Below are 15,003 nucleotides of genomic sequence, written 5' to 3'. Positions count from 1 at the left end.
TGAACGCGTTCAGTTGAACGCGTTCAATCTCATCGGGGGCGGCTCATGGAGACCACGGGAGCGAGAGCCCCGGCGGTGCACGGCTGGCAGCGCGCCCTCGCGTGGAGCGCCGCCGTTGCCACCGTGCCGCCGCTGGCCCTGCTCCTCGACAGTTACGTCTACCCGCTGCACGTGGTGCTCGCGGCGCTGGTGGCGATCCCGCTGTTCCTCACGCGCAGGCCGGCCGCCTTCACCCGGGCCACCCTGACGGTGGGGCTGCCGCTCCTGCCCGTCGGCCTGCTCGGCCTCTACGCCGGGCTGCTCGCCTTCTGGCCCGCCGCCGTGCTGCTCCTGCTGGCCGCGTTCGCCGACCCCCGCAGCCGCCCGAGGTCCGCCGCGGTGATGCTCGTCTCCGGCGCCCTGGTGCTGGCGGCCTTCCTCGCCTGCTCGGGCTCGTACGCCTGGGAGTTCCACGTCCGCCCGGCCCTCGCCGGACCCCGGGCCTTCCGGGCGGTCACCGAGCCCGACGCCTTCTACGCCGGTCTCGGCACCCACGAGACCCGCCTCCGGCGGCTCGGCGCGACCACTGTGTCGGAGGTGGCCTCGGGCGACGCCCACTACCTGGTGGTCGGCTTCCCCGAGGACTTCCCCGAGGAGCGCCGCGCCGCGCTGAGAGCGGAGATCGCGACGCTCCCCGGGGTCGGCCGCGTCGAGCTGTGCCCCGCGCGAGAATGCGGATGAAGGGGCGCCGGGGCCCCTGTTAGGGTGCGCCGATGCCCAAGGTCAAGGAATTCCAAGTCACCTTCGACTGCGCGGAACCCGAGCGCGTCGGCCGCTTCTGGTGCGAGGTCCTCGGATATGTCGCCCCGGTCCCGGACGAGTTCGCCACCTGGGAGGAGTACGACCGCTCCCAGCCGCCCGAGGAGCAGGGCTCGTGGTTCGCCTGCACGGACCCCGACGGCGTGGGCCCGCGCCTCTACTTCCAGCGCGTCCCCGAGGGCAAGACGGCCAAGAACCGGGTGCACCTCGACGTCCGGGTCGGCACCGGCCTGGTCGGCGAGGAGCGCCTGGCCGTCCTGGAGGCCGAGTGCGCCCGCCTCCTCCCGCTCGGCGCGGAACGCGTGGAGCTGCTGTACGACGGCCACAACTCGTGCATCGTCATGCGGGACGTCGAGGGCAACGAGTTCTGCGTCGACTGAGCGTCCCGGTTGTGCGCGGCGCCCGGGGAGTGAACCCTTTCCCGGGGGATCACCACCGACGCGTACGAGGGGGGACGCATGGCGTTCTGGGACCAGGCTCCGGCACTGATCGGTGTCGTCGTGGGAGCCGTCGGCTCCTACCTGGCGGCGAGCCTCACGGAGCGGAGCCGCTGGCAGCGGGCGAGGGCGGAGCGCTGGGACGCGCAGCGCTTCCAGACGTACGCGAGCTACGCCAACACGCTGAAGGCGCAGATACGGCTCGCCCAACGCATCAGCGCCGCGCGGGGGTTCGAGAACGTCACCGATCCGCTGCCGCCCGAGGAGGGGCTGACGCTCCTGGCGGAGGCCGAGTCGAGGCGGGCGGCCGAGTGGGAGTCGGTCCTTCTCGTGGGGGACGCCGCGACCATCGGCGCGGCACGTGCCTGGCACGAGGCGGTCTGGAACGTGGAGCTGTACGCGCGGGGGCTGAGGAGCGATCCGGCGGGCTGGGTCGACGCCGAGAAGGCGGTGAGCGCGGCGCGTGACGAGTTCTACGCGCGCGCCCGGCGGGATCTCGGTATCGCGGGCCCGCCGCCGCCACCGGCCAACTGGCCGCGCCCCTGGCAGCAGCAGGAACTGGAGTGACCGCGCCGGGCGGCCCTGCCCCCGGGGCCCGCACGGTGCGGGGCCGGGGGCAGGGCCCGTGGACGGACTGATCAGGCCGCGGGGGTCAGGACCAGGTTCGCCTGGTTGTTCGCGGTGTTCGGGTCGAACGGGAGCGGGCCCGCGCCGTACGGGGGCTTCAGGGTGATCGCTCCGGTGGCGCGCGGGCCGGCGGTGTCGATGCGCAGCTGGAAGGGGAACGTCACCGTCTGCTTCTCGGCGACCCAAATGGGGAGGTTGCAGACGTAACGCGGGGCGCCCGCCGGGCCGTTCTCGTACCAGCCGCCGGACAGGGTGCGGCCGGAGCAGTTCTCCGGGACGCCGGTGACGGTGGCGCCCTGGGGCACCACGAAGTCGACCAGGCCGACCGGGTCGCCGGAGCCGAGGTTGGCGATCCAGGCGGGGCCGCGGTTGCGGAAGGTCAGCGTGGCGGTGACGGTCTCCCCCGCCGCGCCGCTCACCCGGGTGCCGCGTACGGCGAAGTCGGCGGTGTTCACGGCGGCGACGGCCGCCACCGCGCCGTTGGTCTCGGGCGCCAGGTCGGTGGCGCCGTCACCGGGCTCGACGGTGATGTCCACCCGCTCGTTGAGCGCGTACCGGGCGACGGTGGCCCGCAGCGGCGCGGGCAGGGCGAACGAGCCGCCGGGCGCCACGACGTCGGGGAACGCGCAGTCCACCTTGGTGACGGGCGCGACCGGGCCCTCCCCGGCCGGTGCGGCGGTGCACTGCGGGGCGACCGTGCCGAGGTCGAGGCCCCGGGTGGCGTACAGGGTGACGCGGACGCCCTGGGCGGCCTCGTTGCCCCGGTTGACGACCGTGAAGGGCACCGGGACCGTGCTTCCGGGCCGCGCGCCCTCGACCGGCGCGGGGCCGGTCAGGACGAGGTCGGGGCCCGAGCCGATGGTGACCGCGGTCTCGGAGCCCCCGGGCGCGGTGAGCCCGCCGCCGTTGGAGGTGGCCTTGGCGCTGTACGTGACGCGGCCGGACGCCCCGGCCGCCGCGCCGTCCGCCGCGTGAAGGCCGAGCACGACCTGGTCGGTGGCGGACGTGGGGATCTCGGGGACGGTGCACACCGCGGTGGTGCCGGCCGGGGCGCAGTTCGCGGGCCAGGTCACGTCGGCCACCCCGGCGAGGCCGGAGACGTCCACGGTGAGACGGCCGTCGGTGACCCGGTAGCGCTCGTTGTCGTGGTACAGACCGAGGGCCAGCGTGGTCGCCGCGGGCTTCGGCCCGCCGGCCGGTGCCGCCAGGACGGTGAGCTCGGACGGCGCCTGGATCCAGAGGGTGTCGCTCGCGGCGGACGCGGGCGTGGCCAGGCCGGCCGTGACGAGCGCGGCGGTGGCCGCGCACGCGCCGAGCCGTACGGCGCGGCTGACGGACGTTCTCATCGGGTGGTTCTCCCGGTTCGTGGTGGAGGGTTCCGGTGGCGGTGTCGCACACCGCCGCAGGAACGACCGCCGGGCCCACCGGATGGTTGTACGGGCAATCATGACGGACCGTCAGGGGTGCTCAGCCGGCCCGCCCCAGCTCGTACAGGTCCCCCGAGTCCGGGTCGCCGACGAAGACGTAGAGCGTCACCCGGTCCGGTGTGCCGCCCACCTCCCACTTCTCGGAGCAGCCACCGGCCGAGACCGCCACAGTCTGGCTCCACTCGCTCTCGCCCGCGTCGTACGACCAGGTGCCGGAGCCGGTGCACTCCTCGACCACGTCGTCGAAGTCGTCGTCGAACGTGTGGTGGTCGAGGCCCGTCGCGGTCGCCGTCCCGTCCGCGGCGAGCCGCAGGGTGCCGCCGCGGCCGTCCGTCCAGGTGCCGGCGAGCCGCTCCTCGGAGACCCGGGGCGGGTGGTACTCGCGCAGCAGCCCCGTCTCGAACGCGGCCCAGCTCAGCAGGCACAGCCCGACGACCGCCCCGGTCCCGTACAGCGCCACCCGCGCGAACGCCCGCCCGCCATGGACCTGCACGGGGCGCAGGGCGACCGGGCGCACCGCGAGCGCCGGCACCGCGAGGACCGCCGTGAGCGCCAGCCATGTCCACGCCATGGACACGACGCCCGCCCCGGCGGGCAGCCCGACGGCCGCCACGGGGACGCACACCACCGCGCCCGCCGCCACCGGCGTCCACCACCAGCGGTCCCGGCCACCGCCGAAGCGCCGCCCCAGCCAGGAGCCGAGCACGACCAGCGGCATCACCGCCGCCACCGAGAGGACGAAGCCGAGGACCGCGCCGAGCGGCACCCCGACCACCACGATCACCGCCAGTCCCAGGGGATGGGGGCCCACGCTCGGCGACGCCTCCGTCTCGCTGACGATCATCAGCGTCAGCAGGCCGAGCACCGCCTCCACGAACAGCACGGACATCGACACCAGCAGCGTCGCGCCGAACCTGTTGAACACCCCCGGCGGGCGCCCCGGCAGGGCCCCTCGCCACGCCTTTCGCGGATACGTCGTGTGCGCATCACCCCTCCCCCGGGCATCCTCCTCCCGGCCGCCGGAGGGGCACCGGGCGGGGTCCCTCAGGCCACCGCCGGGCGCCGCCGGATGACCAGCGCCATCAGGGCCGCCGCCGCGCACAGGGCGCCCGAGGCGTACCAGACGACGTCGTACGAGCCGAAGACGTCCCGCGCCACGCCGCCCGCGAAGGCGACGGCCGCTGCGCCGACCTGGTGGGAGGCGAGGACCCAGCCGAAGACGATCGCCGAGTCCTCCCCGTAGTGCTCGCGGCACAGGGCGATGGTCGGCGGCACCGTGGCGACCCAGTCGAGGCCGTAGAAGACGATGAAGAAGACCATCGGCGGGTGCACGGACGGCGCCAGCAGCATCGGCAGGAAGAGCAGCGAGATCCCGCGCAGCGCGTAGTAGACGGCGAGCAGCCGCCGGGCCTCGAAGCGGTCGGTGAACCAGCCGGAGGCGATGGTGCCGACGACGTCGAAGACGCCGATCACCGCGAGGAGCGAGGCCGCGGCCGTCATCGGCATGCCGTGGTCGTGCGCGGCGGGCACGAAGTGGGTCTTGACCAGGCCGTTGGTGGACGCGCCGCAGATGGCGAAGGTGCCGGCGAGCAGCCAGAACGGGCCGGTGCGGGCGGCGGACAGCAGAACGGCGACCGCGCGGCGGGCCGCGCCGGGGACGGGGGCGGGCTTGGGTAGGAGGGTGTCGGCGCCGTACGGCGGCAGCCCCACGTCGGCGGGGTGGTCACGCAGGAGGAGCCAGACGAACGGGACGACGGCGAGGGCGGACAGGGCGACCGTGACGGCGGCCGGGCGCCAGCCGTGGTGCGTGACGAGCCACGACAGCAGCGGCAGGAAGACCAGTTGCCCGGACGCCCCGGCGGCGGTGAGGACGCCGGTGACCAGGCCGCGCCGGGCGGTGAACCACCGGTTGGTGACGGTGGCCGCGAAGGCGAGCGCCATGGAGCCGCTGCCGAGGCCGACGAGGACACCCCAGTAGAGGACGAGTTGCCAGGCCGCGGTCATCCACACGGTGAGCACGGACCCGGCGGAGATGACCGTCAGGGCCACCGCCACCACGCGGCGGATGCCGAACCGGTCCATGAGGGCGGCGGCGAACGGCGCCGTCAGGCCGTACAGCGCGAGGTTGACGGAGACGGCGAAGCCGATGGACCCGCGCGACCACCCGAACTCGGTGTGCAGCGGCTCGATGAGGAGCCCCGGCAGCGACGCGAAGGCCGCCGCCCCGATGATCGTCACAAAGGTGACGGCCGCCACCCACCAGGCGCGGTGGAGGCGCGGCGGACGGACGAGGGGCGCGCGGACGCGGGGCGGGCGGGGGGCCTCGGGGGCGGCGGAGGGGCTTGTCTGGGTCACGTCACACAGCTTCGTCACGGCCCGGGGCCGGAACCAGTGGCCCGGATGACACCCTTCGCTAGGATCGGGCCATGGCCGCCTCCGCACCGTCCGCCCCGCCCGCGCCGCACCGGGTCGTCGTGCTCGCGCTCGCCGGCTGCCTCCCCTTCGAGCTGGGCATCCCGCACCGCATCTTCGGCCGCGCCAAGGACCCCGGCGGGCGCCCGCTGTACGAGATCGTCACCTGCGGCGTGGCAGCGGGGACGGTCGCCACCGACGCCGACTTCGACATCGCGGTCGCCCACGGCCCCGAGGCGCTCGCCACCGCCGACACGGTCGTCGTCCCGGCCTCGTACGAACTGGGCCCGGTCTTCGAGGAGGGCCGGCTCACGCCCGGGCTGGCCGCCGCGCTCGCTCATGTCCGCCCCGGTACGCGGCTGGTGGCGATCTGCACCGGCGGGTACGTCCTGGCCGCCGCCGGCCTCCTCGACGGGCGGCCCGCCACCACCCACTGGGCGTCCGCCGAGCACTTCCAGCGGACGTTCCCCTCGGTACGGGTCGACGCCGGCGTGCTGTTCGTCGACGACGGCGACGTGCTGACCTCCGCCGGGGTCGCCGCCGGCATCGACCTGTGCCTGCACATCGTGCGCCGCGACCACGGGTCGGCCGTCGCCAACGAGGTGGCGCGCCGCACGGTCGTGCCGCCCCACCGGGACGGCGGTCAGGCGCAGTTCGTGCAGCGGCCGGTGCCGGACCCGCAGTTCGCCACCACCACCCGGGCCCGCGCCTGGGCGCTGGAGCGGCTCCACGAACCGATCCCGCTGCGGGAGCTGGCCGCCCGCGAGTCCATGAGCGTACGGACGTTCACCCGGCGGTTCCGCGAGGAGGTGGGCGTCAGCCCCGGACAGTGGCTGACGCGGCAGCGGGTGGAGCGCGCCCGGCACCTGCTGGAGTCCACGGACCTCCCGGTCGACCGGGTCGCCAGGGACGCCGGGTTCGGCACCGCCCAGTCGATGCGGCAGCACCTACAGGCCGCGCTCGGCGTCCCGCCCACCGTCTACCGCCGCACCTTCCGGGCGGGCGCCCCCGGCGACGACGGCGGTGCCGGACACCCGGGCGGCTGACATCCGCCGCTCCCCCGCCAGCCCCACGGCACTGAGCACCAGCGTGAGCGCGACCCCCGCCAGGATGGCCGTGGAGGGCGCCACCACCCGCAGCAGCCCGCCCGCGAGGGCGCCGCTCGCCGCGTAACCGGCGCCCACGGCCGCGTAGTTCACCGAGTACGCGGCGGCCAGCGCGCCCGCCGGGACAACCGCCCGCAGCTGGAGGTTGCGCGCCAGGCCGATCGCCGCCTGGAGCGCGCCCGCCACCACCAGCACCGCGCCGATCGCCCACGTCCAGGGCGCCACCGCGACCAGCACCCCGCAGCCGCACACGGCGGGCAGCATCACCAGGCACTGGCGGGCCGGCCTCCCCGGCCACGACCGCAGCCCGTACAGGAACGCCCCGGCCGCCGACCCCAGCGAGAACCCGGCCAGCAGGAGCCCGGCCCAGCCGATCCCGATGTGCCGCTGCTCCAGCAGCGCGGGCAGGATCAGCTCGGCGAGCGCCAGCATCGCGAGGCTCGCCGCGCCGAGCACGTACACCGGCCAGGCGCGCACCAGGACACTCAGCACGCCGCCGGAGGCTCCCCCGCCGCGCCCGGCCGGTTCGCGCTCGGCCGGCCACCCGGCGGGCAGCGCCCACAGCCCGGCGCAGCCGGCGGCCATGAGCGCCGCCGCGAGGAGCATCGGCGCGTACGGGGCGGCGCCCAGGGCCAGTCCGGTGGTCAGGGCGGGCGCGGCGGCCCACAGCCCGGACGTCAGCACCGACTCCAGGCTCATCGCCGGGGTGACCTGGCCGGGCGGGACCATGCCGGTGAGCACCGCGCGCAGCCCGCCGGGCGCGGCGGACGGCGCGGCGCCCGCGAGGAACGCCAGGGCGCCCAGCACCGCGGGCGGGGCGCTGTGGGCGAGCCAGAGGCCGGTGAACGACGCGGCGCCGACCGCGAGCCCGGCGGCCAGCTGCGGGCGGGCGCGGTCGGGGCGCAGCCGGGTGCCGAGGAGCGGGGCGCCGAGGATCTCGCCGACGACGTAGACGGCGGCGAGCAGGGCGCCGGTGGTGTAGCCGCCGGGCCGCTCCCGCACCAGGAAGACCAGGGCGAGGGGCGCCATCGCCACCGGCATACGGGCGGCGAGGGCGACGAGACACCAGCTCAGGACGGGCCTGGTCAGGAGCTTCCGGTAGGGCATCCCCCGACCGTAGCCGCGCCCCCTCCCCCTCGGTCCACCGGAATTCACGCCAGTGATCGCCGGGCGCCGGCGACTGGGCACCGGCGACTGGGCGGGAGCGACCGGGCGTGAGCGGGCGGTGGGGGCGTGAGCGACCGGGCAAGCTCGGCGGGGGGCTTCGGCGACCGGCGGGAGAACCGGAGCATCGGCGACCGCCGGGGCGGCGTTTCCTTGGGTGGCGGCGCACTCATGCGCGCGTACGCGGCCGGCATGCGGCCGCCACCCGGCTCCGGCGCGCTCACCCTCGCGGGAGGGCCCTGACAGAGCCGCCGTGAAGCCACGACCCGCGCTCGCCAAGGGCGTCAAGCCCTTGGCGTCCCCTCGCCACGAATCGCTGCTCCCAGGGTGATCAGCGGGGCATCCGCCGTCAACACCCCCTCGGGGCTACGCCGTTTATGCCCGATTGGTGACGGCGCACGACGGCGCGAACCCCTGGGCCTCACGCACCACCCCGTTCACCACGGGTGCGCCCCGGTCCACTTCGCACCAGATGCTCTTGCCCGAGCCCTCGTGGCGCCAGCCCCAGCGGTCGGCGAGCCCGTCGACCAGCTCCAGGCCGCGCCCGTTGGTGTCGTCGCCGTCGGCGTGCCGGGGGCGCGGCGGGCAGGCACTGGTGTCGGCGACCTCGACCCGTACCGTCCCGGCCTCCGCCGGCCCGGCGCCGGAGCCGGCGTCACCGCCGGACGCGGGGCCGAAAAGCATCCGCAGCACGGCCGGACAGCCGGTGTGCACCACGGCGTTGGTGACGAGCTCCGAGATGAGCAGCACCAGCGTCTCCGCCAGCGGCTCGTCCTCCCCTATCCCGGACCCGGCGAGACGTGAGCGCGCCCATCTCCGGGCCCGGCCCACCTCCGCCGGATCGGGACCGATCTCCAACTGCATCTGAAGCACCTGCACCGCTCACACCATCCGAACCGGCGGACACAACGCCTCGCGTTTCACAGCGACCACAGCCTTCACAGTCGTCACTGAACGTGATTTCCGTGTGGGACAGCATGGTTGACGTTCCGTCACCGCAACAAGCGCTTCGGGCATATTCCAGCGCGAAGGAGTACGGGTGGTGCATACTGTGCGACGCACTCCGCGGGCAGTCGAACAGGGGCCCGCACCACACCGCGCACCGGACCGCGCACCGGCCGCGATCAACGCTGCGTGACCGCCTCACTCGAAGGTGGGGCTCCGGGGACCACCGCCCCACGGAGCCGCACCCGTGAACCCTCCCGGATCAGGCCGTCCCGGATCAGGCCGTCCCGGATCAGGCCGTCCCGGCCGAGGGACCTCCCGGATCAGGCCGTCCCGGCTCCGGGCTCCTCGGTCATGAAGTAGCGGGCGAAGGCCGTGACCGCCTCCTCCTCGTCGACCAGCCCGCTGCGGTCGAGGTCCACCGACTCGGCCGCGAGCGCGGCGGTGTGCTCGTCCACGCCCAGCGCCCGCAGCGCCCGCTCCAGCTCGCCGATCCCGGCCTTGCCGTCGCCGTCCTGGTCCGCGACGGCGAGCAGCGCGCGCACGAACGGCCGGGCGATCTCGGCGAACCGGTCGGGGTTGTCGCGCAGCCGCTTCACGGCCCCGTTCACGAACTCGCCCCGGGTCACCCGCTGGTCGCCGTCCACGTCCGCGATGCCCGCCATGCCCTGCCAGAAGGCCTCCGCGCCGGCGGCCAGCGCCTGGCCCCGGTCCGAGCGGAACGGAACGCCGAACTCCTCCAGCAGCCGTCCGGCCGCCGTGGTGAAGTCCTCGCGCGAGATGTGGCCGTTGCCGTCCTGGTCGAAGGCGGCGAACCGTGAGGCGATCCGGCGCCGGTACAACTCCTCTGCGTCCATGCCGGGAGCGTACGTCGCCGGACGGGCGCCGTCACGCCGAGAGCTGCTGGTCCTCCTCGCCGGTGGCGGCGGCGACGTCCGCGTACACCGCGAACAACCGCCGTACGCCGAGGGCCGCGAGGACCTTGTTGACGTGCGAGCCCTCCACGGCGCCCTGGGCGGGCAGGATCAGCCGCAGCCTGCCCCGGCAGGAGTGCAGCAGCCGGCGGGACGCGATCAGCACACCCACGCCGCTGGAGTCGCAGAACAGCACCTGGGACAGGTCGAGGACGACGTCGCGCCGACCCTCGGCCACCGCGTCGTGCACCCGTCTGCGGACGACGGCCGAGGAGACCAGGTCCAGCTCGCCCTGGATGCTGAGCACCGTCCAGGCGCCGTGCTCGGCTTCGTCCACCGTGAGCGTCACGCGCCAACCCTTCGCCGATCCAACCGGGGCCCCCGAGAAACGGAAGCGGTGCTTCCTTTGCGCCGCTGCTGCCCCACCGTCCCCCCATGAAACACGATCCACTCCTTGTGATGACGCCCTTACCATCCGGGGTGGGTGCGAGGGGCACTTGGCACAAAGAGGGGCGCGTTGTCGGTGGGGCGCACTACATTCGAGAGGAGTCGGTTGGGGAGGACTCCGTATGGCGAAGGACACACCACCGCGCTGGGACCGCAAGATGCAGCAGCGGCTGGCGCGCGGCGAGGCGGCCGCCCTCGGTGAGCTGTACGACCGCTTCGCCTCCCTCGTGCACAACACCGCCCACCGCGTCCTCGACGACGAGGCCGCCGCCGACCAGGTCACCCGCGAGGTGTTCGGCTATGTCTGGGAGAACCCGGACGCGTACGACCCCAAGCGCGAGGGCGCGATGCGCTCCTGGATGGCGAAGCTCGCCCGCAGCCAGGCCGTGCACCGGCTGCGCCAGGCGGAGGCCAGGGCGTTCGCCGAGCGGGGCGGCGGCTGCGCCGAGGAGCTGGAGCAGAAGGTGCGGCGCGCGGCGGTGTCGGCCCGCGCCGACTTCATCGTCCAGTCCATGCCCGCGCCGCTGCGCGCCGCGCTGGAGCTGGCCTACTTCCAGCGCCGGGACTACCGCCAGACCGCCGCGGACCTGGGCGTGACCGAGGACGAGGCGCGGCGCCGGCTGCGGCTCGGCCTCCAGCTGCTGGCCACCGCGAACAGCCGGCCGCTGGACGGGCGGGCGCTGTGACGGGGCCGCTCGACGGCGGAGGCCACGACGAGGGCCAGGAGGAGGTGGGCGGTGTGCCGCGCATACCCGCGCCGCGCCGGGCCGCCGACAACCTGGAGGCGCTGCCCGCGTCCGAGGCCGCCCCAGCGGCCCCGCCGGCCCTGCCGCACAAGGTGCTCCAGTCGCTCCTCGGCGCCTGGGCGCTGTCCGCCTGCTCCGCCGAGGAGACGGCCGCCGTGGAGGAGCACCTGACCGAGTGCGCCCCCTGCGCCGAGGAGGCCCTGCGGCTGCGCGACGCGGTCGGGCTGCTCCACCACGAGCGGGATCTCGACCTGGACCCGCTGCTGCGCTCCCGGGTCCTGGAGAACTGCCTGGGCCGCCGCCCCGCCCGTATCCCCGTGCCGGACTGGGCCGGGCCCTACGACGCCGAGACCGCCCGGCTGGACGCGCTGCTGCGGGACATCGGCGACGCGGAGTGGCACGCGCCGGTGCGGCTGAAGTGGTTCGAGCGCGACCGGAGCGTCAGCCGCCGCACCACCGTGGCCGGGGTGATCAGCCATCTCCAGGCGGTGGACAGCCTGGTGGCCACGGCGATCGGGCTGGACGACTCCCCGTCGCCGGCGACCCCGGCGGACCGCACCGAGGCGTACTGGCAGGGCGCGCACCACCCGCCCACCCGGTCGGTCCGCGGACCGTGGCGGGACCAGGCGCACACCCTGATCCGCACGGTGTCCTTCGCCGGCCGGGGTGTGGCCGAGATGTCCGTGTCGTACGGCGACTTCTCGCTGCCCCTGCGGGACGCCCTGCTGGACCGGGCCTTCGAGTGCTGGGTGCACGCGGACGACATCGCGGCCGCCGTCGACTACCCGTACGAGCCGCCCAGCGGCGCCCATCTGCACGACATGATCGACCTGGCGGCCCGGCTGCTGCCGGCGGCGCTCGCCGCGCGCCGCCGGGAGGGGCTCGCCGCCCCGGCGCGGCGGCTGGTGACGGCCGGGGCGCCCGGCCGCACGCTGCACCTGGAGGTCGAGGGCGCGGGCGGCGGCGACTGGTACATCGCGCTGGACTCGCCCGCCGCGGTCGCCACCCCGGACCACAAGGTCGCGCAGGTGGCCCTGGACGGGGTGGAGTTCTGCCAGCTGGTGGCGGGCCATGTCGCCCCGGAGGAGGCGGCGGCCGGCCAGGACGGCGACCGCGAGGCCGTGCGGGACGTGCTGTTCGCCGCGGCCTCGCTGAGCCGCCTGTAGGGAGCCGGCCGTCGCTCAGGCGAAGACGACGGTACGGCGGCCGTTGAGCAGGATGCGGTGCTCGGCGTGCCACTTGACGGCCCGGGCCAGCGCCTGGCACTCGACGTCCCGGCCGACGGCGACGAGCTGTTCGGGGGTCACCTCGTGGCCCACCCGCTCGACCTCCTGCTCGATGATCGGGCCCTCGTCGAGGTCGGCGGTCACGTAGTGGGCCGTCGCGCCGATCAGCTTCACCCCGCGGGTGTGGGCCTGGTGGTAGGGCTTGGCGCCCTTGAAGCTCGGCAGGAACGAGTGGTGGATGTTGATGACCCGGCCGCTGAGCTGCTTGCACAGGTCGTCCGAGAGGACCTGCATGTACCGGGCGAGGACGACCAGCTCGACGTTCTCCTCGCGGACCAGCTCCAGCAGCTCGGCCTCCGCCCGGGGCTTGGTGTCCTTGGTGACCGGGATGTGCCGGAAGGGGATGTCGTACGAGGCGACCAGCTCGGCGAAGTCGGTGTGGTTGGAGACGACCGCGACGATCTCGACCGGCAGGGCGCCGATCCGCGACCGGAACAGCAGGTCGTTGAGGCAGTGGCCGAACTTCGACACCATCAGCACGATCCGCATGCGCTCGTCGGCGCGGTGGATCTGCCAGTCCATCGCGAAGGAGTCGCCGACCGCGGCGAAGCTGGCGCGGAGCTTGTCGACCGTGACCGGGGACTCGGCGGAGAAGTGGACCCGCATGAAGAACAGGCCGGTGTCCCGGTCCCCGAACTGCTGACTGTCCTCGATGTTGCAGCCGGTGATGAAGAGGTAACTCGAAACGGCGTGCACGATGCCCTGTTTGTCCGGGCAGGAGAGCGTGAGGACGTACTGGTCGGTCATCCCGGCAGGATGCCACATCCGGGCGGTCCGGCCGGACTCCGGTCCGCGCCGCGGGACCTCACGCGGCGCGCGTCATGATCCGCAGGACGTCCAGCGAGTGCGGCGGTACGTCGGGGTCCTCGCCGTCATTGACGGCCAGCCGGACATGGGCGTCCCGCGCCGCCCGGACCGCCTCCGGCCAGCCGTGGTGGCCCATGTAGGCGGAGACGGGGGCGTCCGGGCCCACCTGGTGCATGATCCGCAGCACCCGCAGCACCGCGACGTCGACCAGCGCGGCCTCGCCGGAGTCCCGGAATATGGTGCCCACGTACTTCTCGGCGGACCAGTTGTCCAGCCAGGTGTCCTCGACCAGCCGGTACACGGCGTCGGTGACGTCCCCGTACCCCTCCGCGCCCGTCAGCCAGCACTCCTGGTGGAAGGCGGGGTCGGAGAGCATGTGCAGCGCCGAGCGCACGTTCGCGCGCCAGCGCCACCACGGCATGTCGTTGAGCGGCATGCCGCCCATGGTGGAGGAGCGACGGCCGCGACGGGAAGAGTTCACGGAAGCTGACACGTTTCGATCGTACGTTCCCCCGGGCGGTCCGGGGACCGGCCCCCGCAATTCACCTCCGTGTCACCCGGCGTTGAACCCTCCTCACCGCCGCGTTACCGATGGGGCGGAAGTGTGCACGCACATGACCCGTAACGGAAGGCGACGACTGCCCGCCACCCGCCCCCTTCTCCTGGCCGCGGCGGCGGTCGGTTCGGCGGCCCTCCTGGCCGGGTGCGGGGTCATCCCTGGGGCCACGGGGGGCTCCAGGGAGCCCCTCACCGTGATGACCTGGGCGCCCGACAAGACACGCGCCACCAATATGCCCGGTATGCCCGCCATGGGCCAGGCGTACGCCCGCTGGGCCAACTCCCGGGGCGGCATCGGCGGGCGCGAGCTGCGGGTGCTCACCTGCAACGAGGGCAACGAGCCCGCGGGCGCCTCCGCGTGCGCCCGGCGCGCGGTGCGCGAGGGCGTGGTCGCGGTCGTCGGCTCGTACAGCCAGTTCGGCCGCGCGTTCATGCCGCAGCTGGAGGCCGCGGACATCCCGTACATCGGCGGCTACGGGCTCACGGACGAGGAGTTCAAGAGCCCCGTCTCCTACCCGGTCAACGGCGGCCAGGCCGCGCTGCTGGCGGGCAACGGGATCCAGCTGTCCCGCTCCTGCGACCGGGTCTCGCTGGTGCGGCCCGACACCATCACCGGCGCCCACCTGCCGTACCTCCTCAACACCGGCCTGGCGCAGGGCGGCCACCGCGGCGCCAGCGACATCCGGGCCGCCGACGACGCGGGCGAGTACGGCGACGCGGCACGGAAGGCCCGCGAACGGGCGGGCGCGGAGGGCGGCTGCGTCACCGCGGCGCTCGGCGAGCGCACCCGGAACTTCTTCGACTCCTTCCGCCGGCTCCCCGCCGACGACCGGGACATCCGGGTCTCCTCGGTGCTCGGCAGCGTCGACCAGCCGCTGATCGACCGCACCGGCGGCGCGAACGGCCCCTTCGAGGGCGCCTACCTCACCGGCTGGTACCCGGACGCCGGAGACGCCCGCTGGGAGCCGATGAAGAGGATGCTGCGCGAGCACGCCTTCGCCGACAACCGAATCGACCCGGCCGACGCGGGCGTCCAGACGACCTGGATCGCCTACACCGTCCTGGAGCGGGCGGTGGAGTCCCTCGGCGACGGGAAGGTGACCGCCGGAGCGATCCGGCTCGCGCTCAACAGGGGCGTCCAGGTCGACACCGGCGGCCTCACCCCGCCGCTGCGCTGGCGCTACGAGGACATGCTCGGCACCACGGCCACCCCCCGGACCATCAACCGCCAGGTCACCTTCCAAGTGGTGCGCCAGGGACGGCTGGTGGCCCAGAAGGAGGGCTTCGTGGACGTCGGCCCGACACTCCGCGAGGCCGCGCTGTAGCGGA

General features: G+C 74.5%; 16 protein-coding genes. 7 read left to right on the top strand and 9 right to left on the bottom strand.

The window, feature by feature from the left end; translation table 11 throughout:
• Nucleotides 1-45 precede the first annotated feature (45 nt).
• The 3 genes from ACF08D_RS24470 (at nt 46) to ACF08D_RS24460 (ending at nt 1,802) form a co-directional block, all read left to right on the top strand.
• Nucleotides 46-720, top strand: coding sequence for a hypothetical protein (locus tag ACF08D_RS24470; RefSeq protein ID WP_392225194.1), 675 nt, complete (start codon nt 46-48; stop codon nt 718-720).
• A 32-nt stretch (nt 721-752) separates the two neighbouring features.
• A complete protein-coding gene (locus ACF08D_RS24465) occupies nt 753-1,178 on the top strand; it encodes a VOC family protein (protein WP_392225192.1) in 426 nt (141 codons plus the stop codon).
• A 78-nt stretch (nt 1,179-1,256) separates the two neighbouring features.
• Nucleotides 1,257-1,802 (top strand): hypothetical protein, encoded by a 546-nt coding sequence (locus ACF08D_RS24460; RefSeq protein WP_392225190.1) that lies wholly within the window; start codon nt 1,257-1,259, stop codon nt 1,800-1,802.
• A 71-nt stretch (nt 1,803-1,873) separates the two neighbouring features.
• Here the strand turns inward: ACF08D_RS24460 and ACF08D_RS24455 are convergent, their stop codons facing one another.
• The 3 genes from ACF08D_RS24455 to ACF08D_RS24445 all read right to left on the bottom strand — a co-directional run bounded on the left by ACF08D_RS24455 (nt 1,874) and on the right by ACF08D_RS24445 (nt 5,644).
• Nucleotides 1,874-3,208 (bottom strand): hypothetical protein, encoded by a 1,335-nt coding sequence (locus tag ACF08D_RS24455; protein WP_392225188.1) that lies wholly within the window; start codon nt 3,206-3,208, stop codon nt 1,874-1,876.
• 121 nt (nt 3,209-3,329) lie between these two features.
• Nucleotides 3,330-4,214 carry a hypothetical protein gene (locus ACF08D_RS24450; RefSeq protein WP_392225186.1) on the bottom strand — a complete coding sequence of 295 codons (885 nt, stop codon included), beginning with the start codon at nt 4,212-4,214 and terminating at the stop codon, nt 3,330-3,332.
• A 119-nt stretch (nt 4,215-4,333) separates the two neighbouring features.
• Nucleotides 4,334-5,644 carry an MFS transporter gene (locus ACF08D_RS24445; RefSeq protein WP_392225184.1) on the bottom strand — a complete coding sequence of 437 codons (1,311 nt, stop codon included), beginning with the start codon at nt 5,642-5,644 and terminating at the stop codon, nt 4,334-4,336.
• 71 nt (nt 5,645-5,715) lie between these two features.
• Between ACF08D_RS24445 and ACF08D_RS24440 the strand changes: the two genes are divergently transcribed.
• Nucleotides 5,716-6,747 carry a GlxA family transcriptional regulator gene (locus ACF08D_RS24440; RefSeq protein ID WP_392225182.1) on the top strand — a complete coding sequence of 344 codons (1,032 nt, stop codon included), beginning with the start codon at nt 5,716-5,718 and terminating at the stop codon, nt 6,745-6,747.
• On the opposite strand, the gene ACF08D_RS24435 is transcribed toward ACF08D_RS24440, so the two are convergent.
• The 4 genes from ACF08D_RS24435 to ACF08D_RS24420 all read right to left on the bottom strand — a co-directional run bounded on the left by ACF08D_RS24435 (nt 6,649) and on the right by ACF08D_RS24420 (nt 10,179).
• On the bottom strand, nt 6,649-7,914 hold the full coding sequence (locus ACF08D_RS24435; protein WP_392225181.1) for an MFS transporter: 1,266 nt from the start codon (nt 7,912-7,914) through the stop codon (nt 6,649-6,651). The genes ACF08D_RS24440 and ACF08D_RS24435 overlap by 99 nt on opposite strands.
• 432 nt (nt 7,915-8,346) lie before the next feature.
• On the bottom strand, nt 8,347-8,850 hold the full coding sequence (locus ACF08D_RS24430; RefSeq protein WP_392225180.1) for an ATP-binding protein: 504 nt from the start codon (nt 8,848-8,850) through the stop codon (nt 8,347-8,349).
• A gap of 389 nt (nt 8,851-9,239) precedes the next feature.
• On the bottom strand, nt 9,240-9,773 hold the full coding sequence (locus ACF08D_RS24425; protein WP_392225178.1) for an EF-hand domain-containing protein: 534 nt from the start codon (nt 9,771-9,773) through the stop codon (nt 9,240-9,242).
• 31 nt (nt 9,774-9,804) lie between these two features.
• Nucleotides 9,805-10,179 (bottom strand): STAS domain-containing protein, encoded by a 375-nt coding sequence (locus tag ACF08D_RS24420; protein ID WP_392225176.1) that lies wholly within the window; start codon nt 10,177-10,179, stop codon nt 9,805-9,807.
• A 220-nt stretch (nt 10,180-10,399) separates the two neighbouring features.
• Between ACF08D_RS24420 and ACF08D_RS24415 the strand changes: the two genes are divergently transcribed.
• Both ACF08D_RS24415 and ACF08D_RS24410 read left to right on the top strand, forming a co-directional pair.
• Complete coding sequence (locus ACF08D_RS24415) at nt 10,400-10,963, top strand: sigma-70 family RNA polymerase sigma factor (RefSeq protein ID WP_392225175.1); 564 nt, start codon at nt 10,400-10,402, stop codon at nt 10,961-10,963.
• Nucleotides 10,960-12,189, top strand: a complete 1,230-nt coding sequence (locus ACF08D_RS24410; protein ID WP_392225174.1) for a zf-HC2 domain-containing protein — start codon at nt 10,960-10,962, stop codon at nt 12,187-12,189. The genes ACF08D_RS24415 and ACF08D_RS24410 overlap by 4 nt, the downstream gene beginning before the upstream one ends.
• A gap of 15 nt (nt 12,190-12,204) precedes the next feature.
• Here ACF08D_RS24410 and purU read toward each other — a convergent pair whose 3' ends face one another.
• Nucleotides 12,205-13,056 carry a formyltetrahydrofolate deformylase gene (gene purU / locus ACF08D_RS24405; RefSeq protein ID WP_392225172.1) on the bottom strand — a complete coding sequence of 284 codons (852 nt, stop codon included), beginning with the start codon at nt 13,054-13,056 and terminating at the stop codon, nt 12,205-12,207.
• A gap of 58 nt (nt 13,057-13,114) precedes the next feature.
• A complete protein-coding gene (locus ACF08D_RS24400) occupies nt 13,115-13,561 on the bottom strand; it encodes a hypothetical protein (RefSeq protein ID WP_392225605.1) in 447 nt (148 codons plus the stop codon).
• A gap of 169 nt (nt 13,562-13,730) precedes the next feature.
• Between ACF08D_RS24400 and ACF08D_RS24395 the strand changes: the two genes are divergently transcribed.
• Nucleotides 13,731-14,999 carry an ABC transporter substrate-binding protein gene (locus ACF08D_RS24395; protein WP_392225170.1) on the top strand — a complete coding sequence of 423 codons (1,269 nt, stop codon included), beginning with the start codon at nt 13,731-13,733 and terminating at the stop codon, nt 14,997-14,999.
• Nucleotides 15,000-15,003 lie beyond the last annotated feature (4 nt).

This window comes from Streptomyces sp. NPDC015131 (assembly GCF_043079975.1).
Classification (GTDB): Bacteria; Actinomycetota; Actinomycetes; order Streptomycetales; family Streptomycetaceae; genus Streptomyces.
Note: the sequence above shows the minus strand (reverse complement) of the source record. Positions and strands in the feature narration are given on the sequence as shown.

Bases quoted from the DNA above. Each gene is read 5' to 3' on its own strand.
- ACF08D_RS24470 (WP_392225194.1), top strand. From the start codon at position 46: ATGGAGACCACGGGAGCGAGAGCCCCGGCGGTGCACGGCTGGCAGCGC.
- ACF08D_RS24465 (WP_392225192.1), top strand. From the start codon at position 753: ATGCCCAAGGTCAAGGAATTCCAAGTCACCTTCGACTGCGCGGAACCC.
- ACF08D_RS24460 (WP_392225190.1), top strand. From the start codon at position 1,257: ATGGCGTTCTGGGACCAGGCTCCGGCACTGATCGGTGTCGTCGTGGGA.
- ACF08D_RS24455 (WP_392225188.1), bottom strand. From the start codon at position 3,208: ATGAGAACGTCCGTCAGCCGCGCCGTACGGCTCGGCGCGTGCGCGGCC.
- ACF08D_RS24440 (WP_392225182.1), top strand. From the start codon at position 5,716: ATGGCCGCCTCCGCACCGTCCGCCCCGCCCGCGCCGCACCGGGTCGTC.
- ACF08D_RS24435 (WP_392225181.1), bottom strand. From the start codon at position 7,914: ATGCCCTACCGGAAGCTCCTGACCAGGCCCGTCCTGAGCTGGTGTCTC.
- ACF08D_RS24425 (WP_392225178.1), bottom strand. From the start codon at position 9,773: ATGGACGCAGAGGAGTTGTACCGGCGCCGGATCGCCTCACGGTTCGCC.
- ACF08D_RS24415 (WP_392225175.1), top strand. From the start codon at position 10,400: ATGGCGAAGGACACACCACCGCGCTGGGACCGCAAGATGCAGCAGCGG.
- purU (WP_392225172.1), bottom strand. From the start codon at position 13,056: ATGACCGACCAGTACGTCCTCACGCTCTCCTGCCCGGACAAACAGGGC.
- ACF08D_RS24400 (WP_392225605.1), bottom strand. From the start codon at position 13,561: ATGGGCGGCATGCCGCTCAACGACATGCCGTGGTGGCGCTGGCGCGCG.
- ACF08D_RS24395 (WP_392225170.1), top strand. From the start codon at position 13,731: ATGACCCGTAACGGAAGGCGACGACTGCCCGCCACCCGCCCCCTTCTC.